At 58.7% G+C, this 20,550-nt stretch carries 25 protein-coding genes and 2 tRNA genes; 12 read left to right on the top strand and 15 right to left on the bottom strand.

Annotated features, from left to right (window positions below; genetic code table 11):
• Positions 1-26 precede the first annotated feature (26 nt).
• The 6 genes from rph to HB376_RS06075 all read left to right on the top strand — a co-directional run bounded on the left by rph (position 27) and on the right by HB376_RS06075 (position 6,870).
• Positions 27-773 carry a ribonuclease PH gene (gene rph, locus HB376_RS06100; RefSeq protein WP_255631201.1) on the top strand — a complete coding sequence of 249 codons (747 nt, stop codon included), beginning with the start codon at positions 27-29 and terminating at the stop codon, positions 771-773.
• Positions 766-1,395 carry an RdgB/HAM1 family non-canonical purine NTP pyrophosphatase gene (rdgB, locus tag HB376_RS06095; RefSeq protein ID WP_213762526.1) on the top strand — a complete coding sequence of 210 codons (630 nt, stop codon included), beginning with the start codon at positions 766-768 and terminating at the stop codon, positions 1,393-1,395. The genes rph and rdgB overlap by 8 nt, the downstream gene beginning before the upstream one ends.
• Positions 1,392-2,639: a radical SAM family heme chaperone HemW gene (hemW, locus tag HB376_RS06090; RefSeq protein WP_213762525.1), complete on the top strand. Its 1,248-nt coding sequence runs from the start codon at positions 1,392-1,394 to the stop codon at positions 2,637-2,639. Before rdgB ends, hemW begins: the two co-directional genes overlap by 4 nt.
• Positions 2,640-2,679: 40 nt before the next feature.
• Positions 2,680-3,870 carry an MFS transporter gene (locus tag HB376_RS06085; RefSeq protein ID WP_213762648.1) on the top strand — a complete coding sequence of 397 codons (1,191 nt, stop codon included), beginning with the start codon at positions 2,680-2,682 and terminating at the stop codon, positions 3,868-3,870.
• A gap of 1,051 nt (positions 3,871-4,921) precedes the next feature.
• On the top strand, positions 4,922-6,622 hold the full coding sequence (ltrA, locus tag HB376_RS06080) for a group II intron reverse transcriptase/maturase (protein WP_213762524.1): 1,701 nt from the start codon (positions 4,922-4,924) through the stop codon (positions 6,620-6,622).
• A gap of 158 nt (positions 6,623-6,780) precedes the next feature.
• Positions 6,781-6,870, top strand: a tRNA-Ser gene (locus tag HB376_RS06075).
• 65 nt (positions 6,871-6,935) lie between these two features.
• Here HB376_RS06075 and HB376_RS06070 read toward each other — a convergent pair.
• The 5 genes from HB376_RS06070 to HB376_RS06050 all read right to left on the bottom strand — a co-directional run bounded on the left by HB376_RS06070 (position 6,936) and on the right by HB376_RS06050 (position 8,347).
• Positions 6,936-7,223: a BrnA antitoxin family protein gene (locus tag HB376_RS06070; RefSeq protein WP_213762523.1), complete on the bottom strand. Its 288-nt coding sequence runs from the start codon at positions 7,221-7,223 to the stop codon at positions 6,936-6,938.
• Positions 7,224-7,229: 6 nt separating this feature from the next.
• Positions 7,230-7,475 (bottom strand): BrnT family toxin, encoded by a 246-nt coding sequence (locus HB376_RS06065; RefSeq protein WP_255631178.1) that lies wholly within the window; start codon positions 7,473-7,475, stop codon positions 7,230-7,232.
• A 72-nt stretch (positions 7,476-7,547) separates the two neighbouring features.
• Positions 7,548-7,826 (bottom strand): BrnA antitoxin family protein, encoded by a 279-nt coding sequence (locus tag HB376_RS06060; RefSeq protein WP_213762522.1) that lies wholly within the window; start codon positions 7,824-7,826, stop codon positions 7,548-7,550.
• The gene (locus HB376_RS06055) at positions 7,786-8,058 is read right to left on the bottom strand and encodes a BrnT family toxin (RefSeq protein ID WP_213762521.1); all 273 of its coding nucleotides are present in this window, start codon (positions 8,056-8,058) and stop codon (positions 7,786-7,788) included. Before HB376_RS06055 ends, HB376_RS06060 begins: the two co-directional genes overlap by 41 nt.
• 130 nt (positions 8,059-8,188) lie before the next feature.
• Entirely contained in the window at positions 8,189-8,347 is a 159-nt protein-coding gene (locus HB376_RS06050) for a hypothetical protein (protein WP_213762520.1), read from the bottom strand.
• 114 nt (positions 8,348-8,461) lie between these two features.
• Here HB376_RS06050 and HB376_RS06045 point away from each other — a divergent pair, with 114 nt between their 5' ends.
• On the top strand, positions 8,462-8,941 hold the full coding sequence (locus tag HB376_RS06045; protein ID WP_213762519.1) for a TonB family protein: 480 nt from the start codon (positions 8,462-8,464) through the stop codon (positions 8,939-8,941).
• A gap of 67 nt (positions 8,942-9,008) precedes the next feature.
• On the opposite strand, the gene HB376_RS40790 is transcribed toward HB376_RS06045, so the two are convergent.
• Positions 9,009-9,140 carry a hypothetical protein gene (locus tag HB376_RS40790; RefSeq protein WP_255631177.1) on the bottom strand — a complete coding sequence of 44 codons (132 nt, stop codon included), beginning with the start codon at positions 9,138-9,140 and terminating at the stop codon, positions 9,009-9,011.
• 176 nt (positions 9,141-9,316) lie between these two features.
• On the opposite strand from HB376_RS40790, the gene HB376_RS06040 reads away from it, so the two are divergent.
• Positions 9,317-10,576, top strand: coding sequence for an MFS transporter (locus HB376_RS06040; protein WP_255631200.1), 1,260 nt, complete (start codon positions 9,317-9,319; stop codon positions 10,574-10,576).
• Positions 10,577-10,640: 64 nt separating this feature from the next.
• Here HB376_RS06040 and HB376_RS06035 read toward each other — a convergent pair whose 3' ends face one another.
• Positions 10,641-11,774 carry an OpgC domain-containing protein gene (locus HB376_RS06035; RefSeq protein ID WP_213762517.1) on the bottom strand — a complete coding sequence of 378 codons (1,134 nt, stop codon included), beginning with the start codon at positions 11,772-11,774 and terminating at the stop codon, positions 10,641-10,643.
• Between the two features lie 195 nt (positions 11,775-11,969).
• Here HB376_RS06035 and HB376_RS06030 point away from each other — a divergent pair, with 195 nt between their 5' ends.
• Positions 11,970-12,149, top strand: coding sequence for a hypothetical protein (locus tag HB376_RS06030; protein ID WP_062080859.1), 180 nt, complete (start codon positions 11,970-11,972; stop codon positions 12,147-12,149).
• 308 nt (positions 12,150-12,457) lie between these two features.
• Positions 12,458-13,828, top strand: coding sequence for a chloride channel protein (locus tag HB376_RS06025; RefSeq protein ID WP_213762516.1), 1,371 nt, complete (start codon positions 12,458-12,460; stop codon positions 13,826-13,828).
• Positions 13,829-14,036: 208 nt separating this feature from the next.
• On the opposite strand, the gene HB376_RS06020 is transcribed toward HB376_RS06025, so the two are convergent.
• From HB376_RS06020 to map, 6 genes are all read right to left on the bottom strand, one after another.
• Positions 14,037-14,342: a YXWGXW repeat-containing protein gene (locus HB376_RS06020; protein WP_213762515.1), complete on the bottom strand. Its 306-nt coding sequence runs from the start codon at positions 14,340-14,342 to the stop codon at positions 14,037-14,039.
• 245 nt (positions 14,343-14,587) lie between these two features.
• On the bottom strand, positions 14,588-14,842 hold the full coding sequence (gene minE / locus HB376_RS06015; protein ID WP_031359136.1) for a cell division topological specificity factor MinE: 255 nt from the start codon (positions 14,840-14,842) through the stop codon (positions 14,588-14,590).
• Positions 14,843-14,851: 9 nt separating this feature from the next.
• A complete protein-coding gene (minD, locus tag HB376_RS06010) occupies positions 14,852-15,667 on the bottom strand; it encodes a septum site-determining protein MinD (protein ID WP_213762514.1) in 816 nt (271 codons plus the stop codon).
• A gap of 97 nt (positions 15,668-15,764) precedes the next feature.
• Positions 15,765-16,520 carry a septum site-determining protein MinC gene (gene minC / locus HB376_RS06005; protein WP_213762513.1) on the bottom strand — a complete coding sequence of 252 codons (756 nt, stop codon included), beginning with the start codon at positions 16,518-16,520 and terminating at the stop codon, positions 15,765-15,767.
• A 215-nt stretch (positions 16,521-16,735) separates the two neighbouring features.
• Entirely contained in the window at positions 16,736-17,263 is a 528-nt protein-coding gene (locus HB376_RS06000) for a GNAT family N-acetyltransferase (RefSeq protein ID WP_213762512.1), read from the bottom strand.
• 193 nt (positions 17,264-17,456) lie between these two features.
• Positions 17,457-18,239, bottom strand: a complete 783-nt coding sequence (map, locus tag HB376_RS05995) for a type I methionyl aminopeptidase (protein WP_213762511.1) — start codon at positions 18,237-18,239, stop codon at positions 17,457-17,459.
• 470 nt (positions 18,240-18,709) lie between these two features.
• Here map and HB376_RS40785 point away from each other — a divergent pair, with 470 nt between their 5' ends.
• A complete protein-coding gene (locus HB376_RS40785) occupies positions 18,710-18,886 on the top strand; it encodes a hypothetical protein (RefSeq protein WP_255631176.1) in 177 nt (58 codons plus the stop codon).
• Between the two features lie 90 nt (positions 18,887-18,976).
• On the opposite strand, the gene HB376_RS05985 is transcribed toward HB376_RS40785, so the two are convergent.
• The gene (locus HB376_RS05985; RefSeq protein WP_213762509.1) at positions 18,977-19,471 is read right to left on the bottom strand and encodes an outer membrane beta-barrel protein; all 495 of its coding nucleotides are present in this window, start codon (positions 19,469-19,471) and stop codon (positions 18,977-18,979) included.
• Positions 19,472-19,920: 449 nt separating this feature from the next.
• On the opposite strand from HB376_RS05985, the gene HB376_RS05980 reads away from it, so the two are divergent.
• The gene (locus HB376_RS05980) at positions 19,921-20,295 is read left to right on the top strand and encodes a hypothetical protein (protein ID WP_213762508.1); all 375 of its coding nucleotides are present in this window, start codon (positions 19,921-19,923) and stop codon (positions 20,293-20,295) included.
• A 130-nt stretch (positions 20,296-20,425) separates the two neighbouring features.
• Here the strand turns inward: HB376_RS05980 and HB376_RS05975 are convergent.
• A tRNA-Ser gene (locus tag HB376_RS05975) sits at positions 20,426-20,515 on the bottom strand.
• Positions 20,516-20,550: the final 35 nt, after the last annotated feature.

Here is a 20,550-nt window from a genome sequence, read left to right as displayed (position 1 = left end):
TTGCCGCCTCCATGACCGACTCCACGCTGAACCCGTCCGCCCCGTTCATCCGCCCGAGCGGCCGTACCGTGGGCCAATTGCGCGACGTGCGTATCACGCGGCACTACACGAAGCATGCGGAAGGGTCGGTTCTCGTCGAATTCGGCGATACCAAAGTGATCTGCACCGCGAGCATTTCCGAGCGCGTGCCCGAATTCCTGCGCGGCCGTGATCAGGGCTGGCTCACCGCCGAATACGGCATGCTGCCGCGTGCCACCAACACCCGTAACGACCGTGAAGCTGCACGCGGCAAGCAAACCGGACGCACGCAGGAAATCCAGCGCCTGATCGGGCGCGCGCTGCGCTCCGTGTTCGATCTGAACAAGCTGGGCGCGCGCACGCTGCATATCGATTGCGACGTGATCCAGGCCGACGGCGGCACGCGCACGGCAAGCATCACGGGCGCGTTCGTCGCGGCCCACGATGCCGTCACCAAGCTGCTGGCCGCCGGCAAGATTGCGGAATCACCGATCAATCAATTCGTCGCGGCGATCTCGGTGGGCGTGTACAACGGCCAGCCGGTGCTCGATCTCGACTACGACGAAGACTCGCAGTGCGACACCGACATGAACGTCGTGATGACCGGCGCTGGCGGTTTCGTGGAAGTACAGGGAACGGCCGAAGGCGTACCGTTCACGCGCGCCGAAATGAACGCGCTGATGGATCTGGCGCAAAGCGGTATCGAAACGTTGATCGCGAAACAAAAGGTCGCGCTGGAGCTGCTCGGTGTCTGATTCCGCTTCCGATAACGCGTTGAAACGCGTTGTACTCGCGTCGAATAATCCCGGCAAATTGCGCGAGTTCGCAGCGCTGCTGAGTACCGCCGGTATCGATCTCGTGACGCAAGGCGAGCTGGGTGTGTCCGAGGCCGAGGAACCGCATGTGACGTTCGTCGAAAACGCGCTGGCGAAGGCGCGGCATGCATCGGCGGCGACGGGAATGCCCGCGCTCGCCGACGATTCCGGCCTCTGCGTGCATGCGTTGCGCCGCGCACCGGGCGTGTATTCGGCGCGTTATGCGCAATTGCTCAACGGTGGAGAGAAAAGCGATGCCGCGAACAATGCGCGGCTCGTCGCCGACCTCGCCAACGAAACCGATCGGCGCGCATATTTCTTCTCGGTCCTCGTGCTGGTGCGTCATGCGGCAGACCCCGAACCGCTGATTGCGGAAGGCCGCTGGCACGGCGAAGTCATCGATACCCCGCGCGGCGCGAACGGCTTCGGCTATGACGCGCATTTCCTGGTGCCGTCGCTCGGACAAACCGCCGCCGAACTCGATCCCGCCGTGAAAAACGCCAGCAGTCATCGGGCGATTGCGCTTCGCCATTTGCTGGCGCGGTTGAAGGAAGGTTCGTGACAAATAGCTCAAGCGGTCCTCAGACGATCAACGTGGTCAAGGCGTTCACGTCGCCGGGCAGTATCCGGCTGACGTCGCTGCCGCCGTTGTCGTTGTACGTGCATTTCCCGTGGTGCGTGCGCAAATGCCCGTATTGCGATTTCAACTCGCACGAGTGGAAAGGCGAGACGTTTCCCGAGGACCGTTATCTCGATGCATTGCGCGCCGACCTTGAGCGCGCGTTGCCGATGGTCTGGGGCCGGCAGGTGCACACTATTTTCATCGGCGGAGGGACGCCCAGTTTGCTGTCGGCGAAAGGGCTGGACCGCCTGCTCTCCGATGCCCGCGCGCTGCTGCCGCTCGATGCCGACGCCGAAATCACGCTCGAAGCCAATCCCGGAACATTCGAAGCCGCGAAGTTCGCGCAGTTCCGGGCGAGCGGCGTGAACCGTTTATCGATAGGTATCCAAAGTTTCAACGAGCAGCATCTCAAAGCGCTCGGCCGGATTCACGATGCAACGCAAGCGCGTCAGGCCGTTGAAATAGCGGCCAGGAACTTCGATAACTTCAACCTCGACCTGATGTTCGCGCTGCCCAGGCAAACGTTGGATGAATGCCGGGCGGATATCGAAACGGCTATCAGCTTTGCGCCGCCGCATTTGTCGCTGTATCACCTGACGCTCGAACCGAACACGATGTTCGCCAAGTACCCGCCGCCCGTTCCCGATGACGACGCCTCAGCCGACATGCAGGACTGGATTCACGAGCGCACGGCTTCGGCGGGATATGAGCGCTACGAGGTGTCGGCCTATGCGAAGCCGCACAGGAAGAGCCGGCACAACCTGAATTACTGGCGCTTTGGCGACTATCTCGGCATTGGTGCGGGCGCGCACACGAAGCTGTCGTTTCCGCAGAAAATCGTGCGTCAGGTGCGATACAAACATCCGGGAACGTACATGGATGAAGCGCTCGGCGGCGCGGCGGTGCAGGAAGAGCACGAGGTTGGGCCGCGCGACCTGCCATTCGAATTCATGCTGAACACGCTGCGTCTTGTGGAAGGGTTTCCGGTGCATTCGTTCAACGAACGAACCGGGCTTGCGATGTCCGCGATCGAACCGGGACTGGTTGAAGCGGAGCGTCGTGGCTTGATCACGCGCGATATTGAACGCATTGCGCCCACGCAGCGCGGACAGGATTTTCTCAACGATCTGCAAGCGCTCTTTCTTAGGGACACGCCCTCGATAAAAATCAAGGAAGAGCGTTAAATTGGACGCACCCGCCCCTAGTCTGACCACCGGCTCCGTGATGCGCCACCGTCCCTTCGCGCTCTTCTGGAGCGCGCGGGTGATGTCATCGGTTGCGTTCCAGATGATGTCAGTCGCAATCGGCTGGCAGATCTACTCGATCACGCACAGCGCGTTCGCACTCGGGCTCGTCGGCCTCTCGCAATTCCTGCCGATGTTCATGCTCACGCTGGTGGTGGGCCATGTCGCCGACCGCTACGACCGGCGCACGATCGCGTTCATCTGTCAGGCGATTCAGGGCGTGGCCGCGTTGACGCTGTGCGTGGCGACGTGGCGCGGGATCACCAGCCAGGGGCTGATCTATTTGATCGCTGCCATTGCCGGATCAGCACGCGCGTTCGAGTCGCCATCGATGGCCGCGCTCTTGCCCAACCTGATTCCGCGCGCCCAGTTACAGTTCGCGACCGCGTGGTCGACATCGGCGAACCAGACAGCACAGATTCTTGGACCGGCAATGGGTGGTCTGCTCTACGGGCTCGGGGCGCTTACGGTATATGGCGCGGTGGCGGTGGCGTTCATCGGGGCGGCGATCGTGCTGTCATCGATAAAGATCGAACAGGTGGTGCGCATGCGCACGCCGCTGACATTCGAATCGCTCTTCTCCGGCATCGCCTTCATTCGACGCAAGCCCGTGATCCTGGGGGCGTTATCGCTGGATCTGTTCGCGGTGTTGCTCGGCGGCGCAACGGCATTGCTGCCCGTTTTCGCCCGCGATATCCTGCACGCCGGGCCGTGGGCGCTCGGCGTCCTGCGCGCAGCGCCTGCGGTCGGCGCGCTGGCCGGATCGATTTATCTCGCGCATTTTCCGCTGCGGCGGCGGGCCGGGACGGCGTTATTCGGCGGCGTAATCGCGTTTGGCATTGCCACGATCGTGTTTGGGTTATCGCGGAACCTCTACGTTTCGCTGATCGCGCTGGCCGCGCTAGGCGCCTCCGATGTAATCAGCGTCGTCGTGCGTATGTCGCTCGTGCAGTTGCAAACCCCCGACGATATGCGAGGACGCGTGGGCGCCATCAATTCGCTGTTTATCGGAACATCGAATCAGTTGGGCGAGTTCGAGTCGGGGATGACGGCGGGATTGTTCGGCGCAGTGCCCGCGGTGCTGATTGGCGGCGTGGGCACGATCGCCGTTGCGTTGTTATGGATGCGATTGTTTCCCGGTTTGCGGGCGACCAGGTCGCTGGAAGGTTGAGTCCGTCTTGCTTGCTGGACGCGAGAGAAAGTTGCGCTACAATACGCGCCTTGGTGCGACACGTCGCATCGATTCGACGGTGAAAACTGTCCATAGGCTGACCCCTTGGGTTGGCACTTTTGTAACAAGCGAAACCCGGTGGGTGTATTGGGTTTCGCCATAGGCGATTCTCGGTATGTCGTTTATCACCGAGTATCGCATTGCATTTTCCTGACTACCGTCAGGTTCCGCCCTATCAGCGGCTTCATCTCCGCCGACAGGGCGGAATGTCGTTTGCAATTCCTCGCGTTATCAATGCTGGGTTTGTTACGTTTCGAGCGAAAGCTCGGTGTGTCATTGTTCTGCCCGCTTCTGCGGTTTAGGAGTGGCCAGTGAACCTGCTATACGACTAGCAGTAGCCTAGGAAGACATGCGTCACTGGTAACGGTGGGGTGTGAAGCTCTTCCGACAATGTAGCCCCCGGAAGTTCGGGCAGATGTGTGTCGTGAGGCACGCAGCTGGAGACTCCTAGCAGCGACGGGGTTGAGGAGCTAGGCTGGCTGATATGGTTAACTTATGTGAACTGCTGTTAAACACCGTGAGTATTGAGGTGCCCAAGCTGCTGCTAGGCATTAACCAAAAGGTGTGCGGTTGGTCATTCCGTTCAAGGCTCGGAATGCGTCGTTATTTATAACCGCCGGTGAAGAGGCAGAACCTAAGTCAGTCGTGTGACATGCCGGGAACGTGGTAAGCCCGTATGGTTGCCAGTGCTGTTTGGCTGGCAGGCGAACCGCAAGGAACGCTGTTGATTGTGCGGGTATGGGAGGACGGAAAAAGCGAACGCCGGGCTGTAATGGTCCGGATAGGGGTTGAGACATTACCTCACGCGAAAGCGGGCAGACTTCCGTCTGGTCTACCGTCGCAAGATGGCTGACTGACCCTTAGTAACTTGGTTAGGTACGGATGCATGCGTTCGTACTGAGAGTAATTTTCTGTTCCCCAGCGGGGCGTATCTGCCCCGCTGGGGGAGATGCGTCTTCTGCTTGGGGACTTTTCCGAGTAGGAGAGCAGCATGAAAGTATCTGGTCGAAAGACTGGATCTGCGCTTTCCCACGCACCAGACAACTGGTACGCCGTCGATTGGCGTCGGGTTGAACGGAACGTGAGGGGGATGCAGATTCGAATTGCGAAGGCGACGCGGGAAGGCAAATGGCGCAGGGTGAAAGCCTTGCAACGGATGTTGACCCGCACGTTGTCCGCGAAGCTGTATGCGGTACGACGTGTTACGCAGAACCAGGGTGCGCGAACGGCTGGAGTCGATCGCGAACTATGGGATTCGCCTGAAAGTCGACGGCTTGCTGTCGACCGGTTGAAGCGGCACGGATACAAGCCTCTGCCTTTACGGAGGGTCTTTATCCCCAAGGCCAATGGGAAGGAACGCCCTTTGGGCATTCCGACCATGCATGACAGAGCGATGCAAGCTCTGTATTTGCTGGCGTTGGAGCCAGTGGCAGAGTCAACGAGCGACCCGAATTCATATGGGTTCAGGAGTCATCGCTCAACGGCCGATGCCATGTCTCAGATTTTCGTTTCCATGTCTCAGAAGAGTTCAGCCCGATGGGTCTTGGAAGCGGATATAAAGGGATGCTTTGATCACATCAACCATGATTGGCTGGAACGCAATGTCCCAATGGACACGGCGATTCTCCGAAAGTGGTTGAAGGCTGGCTTGATTTACCAAGGTCAGTTGCAGGCAACGACGGCCGGTACGCCGCAGGGAGGCATCATTTCCCCGACGTTGGCCAATGTGACGTTGAACGGGTTGGAGCGCGAACTGATTGAGCACCTCGGTGCAAAATTCGGGATCGCGAGAACCAAGAAGCTGAAGATTCATGTGGTGCGGTACGCGGACGACTTCGTCATTACCGGTGACTCGCAAGAGGTACTAGTCAGCGAAGTCCGACCTTGGATAGAAGCCTTCCTCGCAGTTCGGGGTTTGCAACTATCCGAGGAGAAAACGCGGATCACTCACATAGATCAAGGCTTTGATTTCCTTGGGTGGAATTTCCGAAAGTACTCGGGAAAACTGCTCATTAAGCCAAGTAAGAAAAACGCGCAAGCGTTTTATCGCAAGGTGGCGGATACGATCAGCGGTCACAAGACGGTGAAACAGGCGGATCTGATCCGACTGTTGAATCCGATGCTTCGGGGCTGGGCGCAGTATCACAGTCCGGTAGTAGCCAAGCAAGCGTACAGTCGCATGGAGCATTTGGTGTTTCAAAGGCTCTGGCGATGGTCAAAGCGGCGGCATCCGCAGAAGAGCGCCGATTGGGTGAGAAAGAAGTACTTTCATTCCGTCGGTGACCGTCAATGGGTGTTCGCTGTTCCTGTAGTAAAGCGGGACGGCGGTAAGGAATTGCTTGAGCTGTATCAAGTCAGCGGAACAGTCATCAAGCGACACTTGAAGATCAAAGCAGGATTCAATCCCTTTGATCCGATGTGGGAGCAGTACGGCGAGAAATTGCGGCAGGATCGCATGTGGGAAACAATGCGCTATCGCAGGCGATGGTCCAAGCTGTACATGTCACAGGGTGGATTGTGTGCGCACTGTGGCACGGCGCTGACGGACGAAACGGGTTGGCACGATCATCATCTAGAGTATCGGATGCATGGTGGCAAAGACACGTTGGCCAACAGGGTTCTGCTTCACCCGCACTGCCACCAGCAGGTGCACGCTGGTAAGATTGTGGTAGCTAAGCCGGTTCTGTCATAAGAGCGGAGCTTCGTTTGTAGGCTTGAGCTGTATGCGGGGAAACTCGCACGTACAGTTCTTAGGGGGCCCTTCATCCATAAGGATGGAGGGCTACCCTACCCGGAAAGGTGCGGCGCGGTTTGAGCGCACTTTTCTAGTAGTTGCTGTGTGTGAAACGTGGAAGCGTGGCCGAGCGGTTTAAGGCACTAGTCTTGAAAACTAGCGACGGGGTGACTCGTCCGTGAGTTCGAATCTCACCGCTTCCGCCAAAAACCGGCGCTCCGGCTTGTCTGCAACCCTCTGCTTCAAATTCCCCGCCTCCATACCAAGCCATTCACACCGCCAGTTCGTCCGGCGAGTGGGTCTTGAGCCAATCGGACAGAACCACGTCGATTCGCGTCTGCCATCCCTCACCCGACGCGCGAAACGCTTCCACGACCTGCGGCGAAAGTCGAAGCGATAGCGGAATTTTCGTTGGCGCTTTTTGCGGACCGCGAACGCCCGTCTTCGCCCGCAACGATGCGGGTAACGCAGCGCCACCGCGCTTGAACGTCTTGACGTCTGAGGCAGTCAGTTCCCGGACTTCGCCGCTCTCGTCAATCATGGGCTTACGTGCTGGCATAGTGATTCACCTCTCTCGAATTAGCTTTGGCGAACTGATCACGCGGATTCCATCGTGGGTTTCAGTGAAGCAGAGAACATGCAAGCGTTCGTCGAGATAACCCAAGGCGACGTACCGTACTTCGCTGTAAACACGCCGATCGTCAGAGCCAATCAACGCTGTCTCGAAATTGAATTCAGCAGCCCGTTCGAACGATAAGCTTCGTTCAGCGATGTTGCGGGCGCTCTTATTCACATCGAAGGAGACTTGCATCGATCAAATTGTATATACAAAATTCGGCGCAGGCTAGGCTTTTTGTATATACAAAGATCAGAGTGAGGCGCATCACACCGCCAGTTCGTCCGGCGAGTGGGTCTTCAGCCAGTCGGCGAGCGCAGCGTTCAGGCGCGATTGCCAACGCGGTCCGGTCGCGCGAAACGCTTCGAGTACTTCGTTGTCTAGGCGGACAGTGGTCGGTGTCTTCGTGCTGCCTAGAGGACGCCCCCGCCGAACCACCTTCCCCCCATCGCGTAACTCCGCGCCAGCGATCCATTCATTGGTGATTTCGGGCGCATCGTCGGGATCAACCCAAGTGCGGGGTGAGTCTTTTAGCTTCGCGGTCATTTGCTTTCCTCATGCTTATGATGCGGCGGTCCGCGCCGCGGGGTGTCCAAACCAACACGACAATCCGGCCATGCAACCAGCCCGCAGTCGTGAATCGTTGTTCCCCGTAATCGGAGCGCAAGTCTGGTTGCGTCAGCGTCAAGCCCGCAAAAACCTCGGCAGCAAGCTCAAAGTCCAGTCCGCGTTCACTAAAGGTTTTGTCGCGCTTCGCGCTGTCGTAGATAATTCCCATCCAATTATTGTACTAACATCAACTCAAAAGCAATGTCATTTTTTGTTAGTACGAAAATTGGCTTTAGCTCGATAAAAAACCCCGCGTCGTCACCGATGCGGGGCTAGCGTACCCAACACACCACCAAACCTCACCCCACATCCGGCTCGCCTTCCCCCTGCTTCTTCCCAGGCTTATCGCTTGGCGCCTGCTTACGGTCGTCGTCGGCGCGATCCGGCATCTTGCTTGCCTCGTTATCGCTATGCTCGGCGGGCTTCGGCTTTTTCACGTCAGTGGAATCGCTGCTCATGGTTCTCTCCTTGCGCATCAAAATGCAGTGGACGTGCAAAATGGGGCAGCAAGACCCGGACCACCCGCGTATTGTTAAGCATGAGTGCAACGAATTCGTGGAGCTTCGCCAGCCATGACCTCCCGTTTGAAAACCGCGCGCATCGCGCTGACCTTATCGATCGCGGCAGCCATCGCCGCCTGCACGATCACCCCGCCGCCCAGCTCCCTCGAACCCAAACCAGCCGCCGCCGTGAGCGGCGCGACGCTCGACCAGTACAAGGTACGCGTCGCGCAACACATCTTTGATCACAATCCGTCGCTGGTACTCAAGGGCACGCCGCAAGCGATGCTGCGCTCGCTCGTCGTGGTCGCGTTCACGGTGGACCGCAACGGACGCGTGATCCGGTCGTCGGTCTACCGGACCAATGGCGACGACGAAGCCGAAGCGACCGCTCTCGCGTCGCTGCGACGCTCATCGCCATTGCCCACGCCACCCGTACGTCTGCTCGACGGCAACGGCCACCTCGATTTGTTCGAAGACTGGCTTTTCAACGATAACGGCCAGTTCCAGCTTCGCAGCGTCCATTCACCGCAGGCGACAACCATCGATTGAGTGGAACCAGCGGAACTATTGGTGCATTCATCAATACGGTTTCCTTGCCGGCCGCGGCGCACGGTCGTTATAATTTTCGATACCCCACGCCGGCCATGCCGGCAAAGCCGTCGCCGCCGCCCATCCAGCGCTTGATCGACGCGCCTGACCGGTCGACTCCGCGACACACTGCGCGCAGTCCAACGCCGTTCGTTTTCATCGCCGTACATACATCGCATCGGGCGCCCGGCGCCCGTTGCACGCTGCGCATTCAATACAAAGCGTCCCGACGCGCGCCCCCGTTCCCGGGCGCGACACGAAGGGCGAACCGGAGACACCATGTCATCAGCCTCACCCTCGGGCTCCTTACCCGCATCGCCCGCAAGCGACGCGAAAATGAGCAGTTCCCGCGTGATCTTCGCGAGTTTTATCGGCACGGCGATCGAGTTCTACGATTTCTATGTCTACGCGACCGCCGCCGCGCTGGTTATCGGCCCGGTCTTTTTCCCGCATAGCTCGCCCGCCGCGCAAGCGTTGTCGGCGTTCGTCACGTTTGGTATCGCGTTCATCGCGCGGCCGATCGGCTCGTTCATCTTCGGCCATTTTGGCGACCGCATCGGGCGGAAATCAACGCTCGTCGCCTCGCTGCTCGTGATGGGCGTGTCGACCACGCTGATCGGCTTCGTTCCGGGCTACGCGTCCATCGGCAGCCTGGCGCCGGTGCTGCTGTGCATCCTGCGCTTCGGCCAGGGCATCGGGCTTGGCGGCGAATGGGGCGGTGCAGCGCTCCTCGCCACTGAATACGCGCCGCAAAACAAGCGCGGCTGGTTCGGCATGTTCCCGCAACTCGGGCCGTCGGTGGGTTTCCTGGCATCGAATGGATTGTTCTTTGGACTGGCGCTCTCGCTCACCGACGAACAATTCCGTAGCTGGGGCTGGCGCGTGCCGTTCATCGTCAGCTCGGTGCTGGTGGCGCTCGGACTTTATGTGCGCCTGAAAATCGCGGAAACGCCGGCGTTCCGCGAGGCGATCGAGAAAAAGGAACGCGTGCGCGTGCCTATCGCGACGCTGTTCAGCCAATACCTGAAACCCACGCTGCTCGGCGCGATCGCGATGATCGTCTGCTACACGCTGTTCTACATCTCGACGGTTTTCTCGCTCTCGTACGGCGTCTCGACGCTGCATTTCACGCGCGAGAAATTCCTCGGTTTGCTGTGTTTCGCGGTGCTTTTCATGGCTATCGCGACGCCGATTTCCGCATTAGCCAGCGATAAATTCGGCCGCCGGCCAGTGCTGATTGTGGGTTGTATCGCGGCGATCCTGTCGGGCTTCACCATGGCCCCGCTGCTCGGCAGCGGCAACACCTACGCGGTCGCGCTGTTTCTCACCATCGAACTGTTCCTGATGGGCGTGACCTTTGCCCCGATGGGCGCGCTGCTGCCCGAGTTGTTCCCGACCAACGTGCGTTATACCGGCGCGGGTGTCGCGTATAACGTGGGCGGAATCCTGGGGGCGTCGGTAGCGCCTTACATCGCGCAATTGCTGGCGAATCGGGGCGGGTTGGCGTGGGTCGGCGGGTATGTGTCGGTCGCGGCGGCGATCAGCCTGCTCGGCGTGCTGTGTATGCGGGAAACGCGGGACATCAAGCTTTCGTAGCGCGTTTTGCGTGCCGGCAAGGTTTCACGAACTTGCCGGCACGCGTTTGTTCACGACCCCTCTTTCATCTGTCACGCCGGTTCGAGGCGTGCGCCGGAACCGGCGGACGTTTCGGCAGCCGCGCCCGCTGCGCCTCCTTACGGTCGCGCCAGAGGGCCGCAAGCCAGATCAGGCTGCCGATCGCGATGGCGTCACCGGTCAGCCCCGCGATCCACTGGTATTGTCCAAGCGACACGAGCCGCAAGGCCGTGTCGATGACCAGCGACATGCACGCGCCCGCGATAAAACACACCAGCCCCTGCTTGCCGATGTTCACCACACTCGGCAAGCTCTTCGCCAGCGCCTTGATCCATCCGGCGTGCACCGCCTGAGCGAACAGCCACGCGATGACGACAAAACTCACTATGCGCAAGCTCGCCAGGTTCTGCTTCATATATCCCGGAGGCGCCTGCGTCTCCAGGAACAGCTTCGCGAACGCAAACGTCAGGAACACGACAACGGCCGCACGGGTCATCCAGCGCGCGGTTTTCGAATCGTGGAATTCGGCGGGGATCGGCTGAACGCGCGCCAGGATACCGAGCGCGAACATCAGTTGCCACGCGAACGGGTTGAAGGACCACCCTTCCGCGTAAGCCGACGGTAGCCATTGCGCAAGCGATGACGCAAAAAGCCATACGCCGAGACTGCCAAACAGCACGACAACTGGCTTACGTTCGGCCAACGGCACCACGAATGGCACGACGAGCGCGAACATGGCATACATAGGCAATACAGCCGATAAATACGGCTGGTGCCGCAACGTAGCGATATCAAACGTCAGCCCCAGCGGCCGGGCCAGGAACGACGGCCATTCGGTGATCTGGAGCATGGGGGTATCGATGCGCAGCCACATGAGCAGCGCGCCGCCGAACAGCATCATCACAGCCGTGAAGAGGTACGCGCGATAAATCTCCCAACTGCGCTTCAGGAAGCGGCGGCAGGCGGCCCCGTGACTCCGGTTCGCGGCCAGCGTTGTATAAGCGGCTGCCGATGCATATCCGCCCAGGAACACGAAAACCTCTGCGGAATCGCAGAACGCGTAGCTATGGAGTGTAAATGTGGATAAGACGCTTCCCGAGATGTGATCGACGGCAATCACCAGCAGCACGACTCCCCTGAAGAAATCCACTTCAAGAGAACGGCGATTTGGGGGATTCATAAAGCAGCTCCGTGGATAAGGCTCGCCCTGCACGGGAAAACACCAATTCGGGTTAGTACGGACAGCGCCCGGAAAATTCCCATCAGATCATTGGATAAATGCAACGACCGGGCCTTCGCTTATTTTTGTGCAACTTGCGTACCGGCACGTCCTGTCTATACTCAACTCAGACTGAACATTCGTGAGGCCAGCGTCATGCGCATTCATCTTCAAAGTGCTGATGTTGTCGCGATAATCGCTATTGCGCTATTCACCGCACTCATGCTGGCCGTGCGTTTCCGGACGACGAGCTGGCGCGGAATCGTGTTGCAGGCGCTGATTGCAAATGCCGGCGCCATTGCCGCCGTAGTCGCTTTCGAAGTAATGACCACCTGATCTTCAGTAAGCACTCCACGTCCCGTCTAATACAGTAATCGATAAAACTTTCAATCGCCCTGGGTCATCGTTGAAACGTTTGCGTGCCATTCAAAAGCCCGAATAATACATTACTTATTCATTACATTCCTCTCTCCGCTCTCGCCACCCCGACGAGAGTGTTTTGGGGCGCCGGCTCATAGCTGCGCCCCGTTTTCTTTTCGCAAGTACTTTCGCAAGTACGTTATCGGGCACCAATCGGCTGGATTATTGAGACAGATCGGTATAATCACCGCTTTGCCGACAGCCGGTCGCATGGCTCACTGCATATGATTCGCGCGTTACGCTCTCTGCCCCGATTTACTCTTCGGCGCGCACGCAGCCTCTGGTATCGCTATGGCATTTTCTGGGTTGGCGCGATTGCGGTCGGGCTCGTCGCGGTGCTGTACGCGAAGCTCATCGACTGGGGCTATAACGCGTTTCGTACCGTTCAGCACGACCATGTCTGGTTGCCGCTGATTCTCACGCCGGCGGTGGCCGCGTTATCCGTCTGGCTCACGCGGAAGTTCTTTCGCGGCTCGGAAGGCAGCGGCATTCCACAGGTCATCGCCGTATTGCATAGTCCACCGGGACTGGGGACGCGGCTGCTGTCGCCGGCCATCCTGATCGCCAAGATGGGGATCTCGTTTATCGCAATCCTGGGAGGCTTCACCATCGGCCGCGAAGGTCCGACGGTGCAGGTCGGTGCGGCGTTGATGTACAACCTGCGGCGACTGTTTCCGCGCTCGAACGCTCGCATTGAACGGCAACTCGTGCTGGCGGGCGCGGCGGCGGGGTTATCGGCGGCGTTCAACACACCGCTTGCCGGCATTGTGTTCGCGATCGAAGAACTGACGCGCAGCTTCGAAGCGCGCACGAGCGGCGTGCTGATCACGGGCATCATCCTCGCGGGTATCGTCGCGCTCGGCCTGAACGGCAATTACACCTATTTCGGCACCATCGACGTCAGCGCGAATTTCCCCAACCTGCTGGCGGTCGCCGTGGTACTCACGGCCGTCGTGACTGGCATCGCGGGCGGCCTGTTTTGCTGGTTGCTGCTCAATACGTCCAAATGGATTCCAGCACGTCTGCGCGAGATGCACGCGACCCGCCCGGTTGTGTTCGCCACGCTCTGCGGGCTGATTATCGCCGTGGTCGGGCTCGTGTCGGGCGGCACGACCTTCGGCAGCGGTTACGCCGAGGCGCGCGGCCTGCTGGAAGGCCACGAGCAGCTTTCGCCGCTGTATCCGCTGCTCAAGATGGTCTCGATGATCGGCTCGTATCTGCCCGGCATTCCGGGCGGCATCTTCGCGCCGTCGTTATCGATTGGTGCCGGCTTCGGCAACGTGCTGCATATGGTCTTCAGCCATATGCAACTGTCGATGCTGATTGCGCTCGGCATGGTCGGTTATCTGGCGGCCGTCACGCAATCGCCGATCATGTCGTTCGTGATCGTGATGGAGATGATCAACGGCCATGCGCTGGTGATTTCGCTCATGGCAACGGCCCTGATTGCGAGCCGGGTGTCGCGCTTCTTCTCACCGCCGCTTTACGAAGCGTTGGCTCAGCGCTACATGACCCCACTGCCTTTGCCCGTGCCCCGGGCATCGCCCGAAGTGCCTGAAACGCCCGTCGAGAACGAAGAGCCAGTCACCAAATAGCGCTCGGGCAAACTTAATAAACGTAGATGCGTGGCACCGGATGATAAGCATACGGATGCGCCGGTACGACAATACAGCCACCCAGCAAGGTCGCGAGCAAGCCGATAATCAACAGTTTGGTTTTCATGTGGAACTCCGGTAACGGGTTCATCGGATTTGGGCGGCGCTTAACAGGCCGCCCGTGCGGCTAACGAGGTATCGGAGGGCGTCAGGCCCAGTGTCCGGGCATCCAGCGCCATGCACCGCCGCGTGCGACCCAGTGTCCCGGCACCCAGTGGTACCCCACGCGCTCGACTTGCCAATGCCCCGGATTCCACACGTACTGGCCGTGTTCCCAACGCCAGTGGCCGTTGTCCCACACATAACCCACCCGCGCCGGCGGAATGGATTCCACACGCACGGGCGGCGGCGCATTCGGCGCCACGATAATCACTTCAGCCGACGCACTTCCAGCGACCGCCGCGACGCCGGCCAGAACAATAGCCGCCTGGGCAATGAACAAACGTATTTTCATGATCGGCCTCTTTGAGTTGGTCGCCTTGTATCGGCGATACACACTCAATGCGCGAGGCCACGGTTTAGCCGACAGCGCCCGTGTAACGACGATGGCTAAACTGCAACGGAATATTGATGTAAGTCGCTTATGCGACTTGAAGGTGCAGGCGCACTTGTGAAAAGGCCGAAATCAAGTGATTTCGGCCTTTGGATGCTGCACGCCAAGGAAATATTTTCAGCGCTGGTTCAAACCGTCATCCATCTTCAAACCGATGGAATCTCGATCTTCACTTCGAGTACTTCGAGATCGTCCTGACGTTCGAGGCTTACCCGGATATCGTCGCTCGAAATCTTCACGTACTTGGAAATCACGGCAACGAGTTCTCGTTGCAACGCCGGCAGATAATCGGCGGGCGCGTGTCCGCCCGCTCGCTCGTGCGCGATGATCAACTGCAAGCGTTCCTTCGCGACCGAAGCGGACTTCTTTTTCTCGCCCAGCAAAAACGAAAGAATCGACATTGCGTCCCCTTACTTGTTGCCGAAGATACGTTGCAACAGACCTGGCTTCTGATAGTCGGTGAAGCGCAGGGACTTTTCTTCGCCGAGAAAGCGCGAAACGATGTCCTTGTAGGCTTCAGCTACGTCAGTGCCATCGAGGTGCACGGCCGGCAGACCCTGATTCGATGCATGCAGCACGGCTTCCGATTCTGGAATCACGCCGATCAGTTCGATCCGCAGGATTTCCTGGATGTCGGTCAGCGACAGCATCTCGCCTTCGCTCACGCGCTTCGGGTTGTAGCGCGTGATCAGCAGATGCTCCTTGATCGGCTCTTTCCCTTCAATCGCGCGCTTTGTCTTCGACGAAAGAATCCCGAGAATGCGGTCCGAGTCACGTACGGACGACACTTCCGGGTTCGTCACGATCAACGCTTCATCGGCGAAATGCATGGCGAGCAACGCGCCCGATTCAATCCCCGCCGGCGAGTCGCAGACAATGTATTCGAAGTCCATCGCGATCAGGTCGTTGATGATTTTCTCGACGCCGTCTTGCGTCAGCGCGTCTTTATCGCGGGTCTGCGAGGCCGGCAGGATGTACAAGTTCTCGCACTTCTTGTCCTTGATCAGCGCCTGGTTGAGGTTCGCTTCGCCCTGGATCACGTTGATGAGGTCGTACACCACGCGGCGTTCGCAGCCCATGATGAGATCGAGATTGCGCAGGCCGACATCGAAGTCGATAACAGCCGTTTTATGCCCGCGCAACGCGAGGGCCGATGCGAAGCTCGCGCTGGTGGTCGTCTTGCCGACGCCGCCCTTGCCCGAAGTCACCACAATGATTTTTGCCATTCCTGTACCTTGTGTTCGTCAATTAAATCCGCTCGCGTCCTGTCCGAAAAGCGCGCCGTCCCCATCAGGCGCGCCTGGCTGATTCGTCTCAGGCCTCTCAGGTCAGCCGCAGCGGTTCGATCATCAGTTTTTCTTCGTCGAGCCAGATCTGCACCGGCTTGCCCAGGACATCGGGGCCGAGCGGTGTTTCCATCGTTCTGTAGATGCCGGCGATAGAGATCAGTTCCGGCTCCAGACACGTGCAGAAAATGCGCGCGTCGAGGTTGCCGTGCACGCCCGCGAGCGCCCGGCCGCGCAACGGCGCATAGATATGAATGTTGCCTTCCGCGATCACTTCCGCGCCGTAGCTCACGAGCCCGAGCACGACCAGGTCGCCCTTCGCATAAACCTGCTGGCCCGAACGCAACGGCCGGTCGATGATGGTCGTCTTCGGCACCGGCGCGCTGGGCGCAGGCGTTTGCGCCACGGCCGCTTCGATCACGGCGGCGGCCTCGGTATTCTCGACGCCCGCGTCCACCGACGGCTTCGGCGCGCCACGCCGGTCGCGCGCTTCAAGCAACGGCAGCGCGCCTTCGGACGCCCATGCCTGGTCCCCCGATGCAACTACGCCGATCGGGCGCATGCGTACGCTGTCGAGCAACGCCGCGAGTTCGCTGATCGATATACGTTCGCCGGCAGCCAGGCGGCGCACGTCGATGGCGACCGTATCGTTCGCGAAAAACTCGGGAGTCGCTTCGAAGCGCCGCGTGAGTTCCGTTCGCAGCGCGTCGAGGTCGGTAGTCTTGACGACAAACAGAAGCGTGTCGACAGAGCCGCTGCGCAATTCGAAAAAGGGCGTTTTTTTGAGCGACATAGGTAAAGCCAAAAATTTTGCGTATTTTACAGGCGTGACGCAAGCAAACGGAATATTTCAGATTGCCGCCCGAGCGCGGGCAGCATGGTATGAAGCGAGAGAAGTGACAGAAGTGAGACCGGGACGGCGAGATGAGCCACGACGGACAAGCCACGCGAGCCGTGGCCAATCCAGCCGCGACGAACGCTGGCGGATCAGATGTTCAGGTCATGCGCTCAGGTCACGTCACGGGAATCGCTCACGCGGCGCACGAGCAGCGTTTCATATTCCTCGGGATGCGCTGGAATCCGGCGACGTTCACCGGTAGGACCAAAGCCCAGGCGCTCGTAAAAACGCATGGCGTTGCGGTTTTCGTCGGTGACCCAGGCAAAGACGTCATGCACCCGCCGCTCCGCGAGCCATTGCGTGGCGGCATTCACGAGCAGCTCGCCACCGCGCAGATGCCGCACGGCCGGCGCCACCCACAACGCGTAGACGAACGCGCGCGGCGCAGGCGCTTCATCGATAAACGCACCGACCAAACCCGCCGGATGACCTTCGGTGTACAGGATAAAGGACGCGGTGGCGGGTGAATTCGCGTGGCGGTCGGCCGTTTCGTCGAAGCTCGCGACGTCGGCGGACAAGGCCTCCTCCAGCGTCTCACCGAACGCGTAAGGCGCCTCGCGCAATGAGGCCGTGCGAAGCTCGCGCAGGACTGCACCTTGATGCGCGGCGATCCTGCGAACAGTTAGTGAAGGACTCATGCGGGTGTTTTTCTCTCAAGCTTTCACAAGCTTCTTAAGCTTTCTTAAGCCGGCTTGGTCTATTTAATAGCTTCAACCGAACAGGCGAACGAGTCAAATCATTATTTCAGTCGATGCGCGAAGTGCCCTCACCGCGGGTCTCCCGGCCTGCCATCCCGCTCGTCCATGGTGCTTTATGGTGCCTCAGCGTGCATCAGGGTGCTGCGTATTCGCCCGTGCCTTCGGGCCAGGGTGTCAGCAATTCGAAGCCGTCGTCGGTCACCGCGACCATGTGTTCCCATTGCGCCGACAGCGACCGGTCCTTCGTCGTCACAGTCCAGCCATCGCGAGATTGCTGCGTTGCGGCGCGGCCTGCATTAATCATTGGCTCGATCGTGAAAACCAGCCCGGGCTTCAAACGCAATCCGGCTCCCGGCTGTCCGTAATGCAGCACTTGCGGATCCTCGTGATACACGCGGCCAATGCCGTGTCCGCAATACTCGCGCACGATCGAATACCCTTCGCGGTTAGACACCGTCTGAATCGCATAACCGACGTCGCCCAGTGTCGCGCCCGGACGCACCGTCCGAATGCCGGCGACCATTGCTTCATACGTCGTGTCGCACAGCCGTTTCGCCTCGCGGCTCGGCGTACCCGCGTAATACATGCGGCTGGTATCGCCGAAATACCCGTCCTTGATGATCGCGACGTCGATGTTGATGATGTCGCCATCCTTCAGCGCCCGCGGGCCGGGAACACCGTGACAGACCACGTGATTCACCGACGTGCAAATGGTCTTGGTAAAACCCATGTAACCCACGTTTGCCGGAATCGCCTTCAGTTCTTCGACAATGAACCGGTTGCAGATCGTATCCAGCTCTTCCGTGGTGATCCCTGGCTGCACATGCTCGCCGATCATCGCGAGGACTTCTGCGGCCAAGCGCCCGGAAATACGCAGTTTTTCTATGTCGGCAGGCGACTTGAGTGTAATAGCCATGGAGCGTTGGTGTGTCGGCGCGCGATATGAATGGTTCGCTGACGCATTAATTCAGGATGCCGGCGATGATAGCATCGCGCGCTTTCCCGCTCTTTTTTCGCTCTTTTTTCAATGGCGCGTTCGATTGCCTTGCGGCCGCGCGACCTCATGCCTTAGGCTTTGATCCAGCTTGATTCAGTTTGCCTGGCGCGGGTTGAGCGGGTTGTTTCTGCCCCTGATTTGCGGCCTGTTGCTGTTCTGATGTTGCCTTGTTTGTTGTCTTATTTGCTGCCTTGTTTCTACTGACGCCATTGCTTATGCTCTCACGCCGAGTTGTCCCGTTCACGTCCTTGTTTGCATCCGTGCTTGCGCTTGCTGCGTGCAGTTCCGCGAGCGTCCCTGAACTTCGCGCTTCGAGTCCGATGATCTTTGTGTCGTCGCATCGCCAGCCCCGTGATGTCCTGAATTGTTTGGAGGACAAGCTGCCTTCGGTGTCAACATCGAAGCTGGGTAGCGCCTCGGAACTGCTGGTTGGACCGAACGCGTGGCTGGTTACGCTCACGCCGTCACAATATGGGTCGACGGTGAAGGTGCAAAAATCTTCAGAAGATTATGGCGGGTTGCCCGAGCCTGAAATGCGCTTCGATATAGCGCGCTGCACGACCTGAATTCAATTGGCATCGGTCAAATAAAATCCCCGGCGAATAATAATTCACCGGGGATTTTTTAATACCGACGCAAGAAATTACTGAAACCAATCAGAAGTAGTAGTGAACTCCGACTGTGACGCTGTTATTACTACGTTTGGTTCCGTCATGACTATTTGAATCAGCGGTCCATTCTGCTGCGACGCTAACTTTTTTCATGAACTTATATTCAACGCCCAAGCCGCCATGAAGGCGCGCATTAGGCCAGGTTCCCGTCATGCCTAAACGCGCGTAGGGCATGATCGTGTTGAATGGCATTCCGGCCTTGAGATCTATACCAGCATCCTTATAGGTGGTTGAACCGTGATGAAAGTCCCCGAATACTTCCGCGCCGATCACGAACTGCTTTACATCGAATCCGTAACCCGCGGTCAGGCCGGGGAAAGTGGTGGCATGGGACTTGACATTGACGACGCCGGACGCGTCAGACCAGTTCTCACCCACCTTGACGCCGGCGTAGGGGCCCGCGAACTCGCTTGCTTGAGCGCACGAAATACCGGTCAGGGCGATGACCAGTGCGGCAAAAAATTTCTTAAAGTTGGACATGGGGATTGATGCATAACATTAAATCGAAAAGCAACGTTAATTGCCACATTTCGTGCACATTCATTGTGAATATGAATTCACATGATTTCTATTGATCTGAATTTAGCAACGAAGCGAAAGACTAAATTGCAGGGGCGTACAGGACCAATAAGAGCGATCCTAATTACCTGTTTTGGCGTTACTATTTATAATCTTTCCCTTCAAAACTGACTAAAGGGAACAATGTTGCGATGATTTTGTTCTCCATTTGCAACGGCGATCAATAGAACGTCCACACAGTTTATTTAATCGAATGCAACGAATTACCGATTTGAACCGGAGATTGATATAACGGCGAGCTGGACAAGGATAAAGAAGTGAAATCGCGTTTTCATTTTGCGGAACGCTTCGCCTTTGCCTGGATATTCCCACCGCGCCCGCTGCCGGTCTCTCACCACGGAAGTACACGCATGAACCTCCTCGCTCTCAACGTCCGCGCAAGCTTGCTGGCCACAGCGGTGACTGCTGCATCGCTTTGCTCAACGGCAGACGCCCAGACTGCCGGCCCGGTTGCGGTCGCGCCGTCCGCCGACAATCCCGTCTCGCTGTCCGTGGTGCCGGTCCATGTGTATCGGTCGCCCTCGATTACCGGGACGTCGCAACCGGAACCCGTGGCAAACCCCGCATCCGGTGCCGATGACGGGTCGAACCGGCCGACGCCGAGTGTCGAGAAACCGGACAACTGGGCCTGCCGGACATCGAATAATCTGGCGCGGAGCTCCGCCAGCAAAAATCCCGACGGCAAATCGACCTTCGATATTGAACACCTGCTGCCGAAGTGCTGAGACAAGAGCGCATGGGTGTGATGCGTGGTAGCCGCGTGGATGGCTGAGTCGCACACCTTACGAGACGTTCTAGCTGTGCTAGAACGGCAAAACCCCCGCTGATCTTCAGATCAGCGGGGGTTTTTGAATTTGGCGGAAAGGGTGAGATTCGAACTCACGGTACGCCTAAACGTACACTGGATTTCGAGTCCAGCGCATTCGACCACTCTGCCACCTTTCCATTTACTGCAACCGCTTTAGTGCCTGTTACTGCTC

Source organism: Caballeronia sp. dw_19, from assembly GCF_018449515.1.
Lineage (GTDB): Bacteria > Pseudomonadota > Gammaproteobacteria > Burkholderiales > Burkholderiaceae > Caballeronia.
Note: the sequence above shows the minus strand (reverse complement) of the source record. Positions and strands in the feature narration are given on the sequence as shown.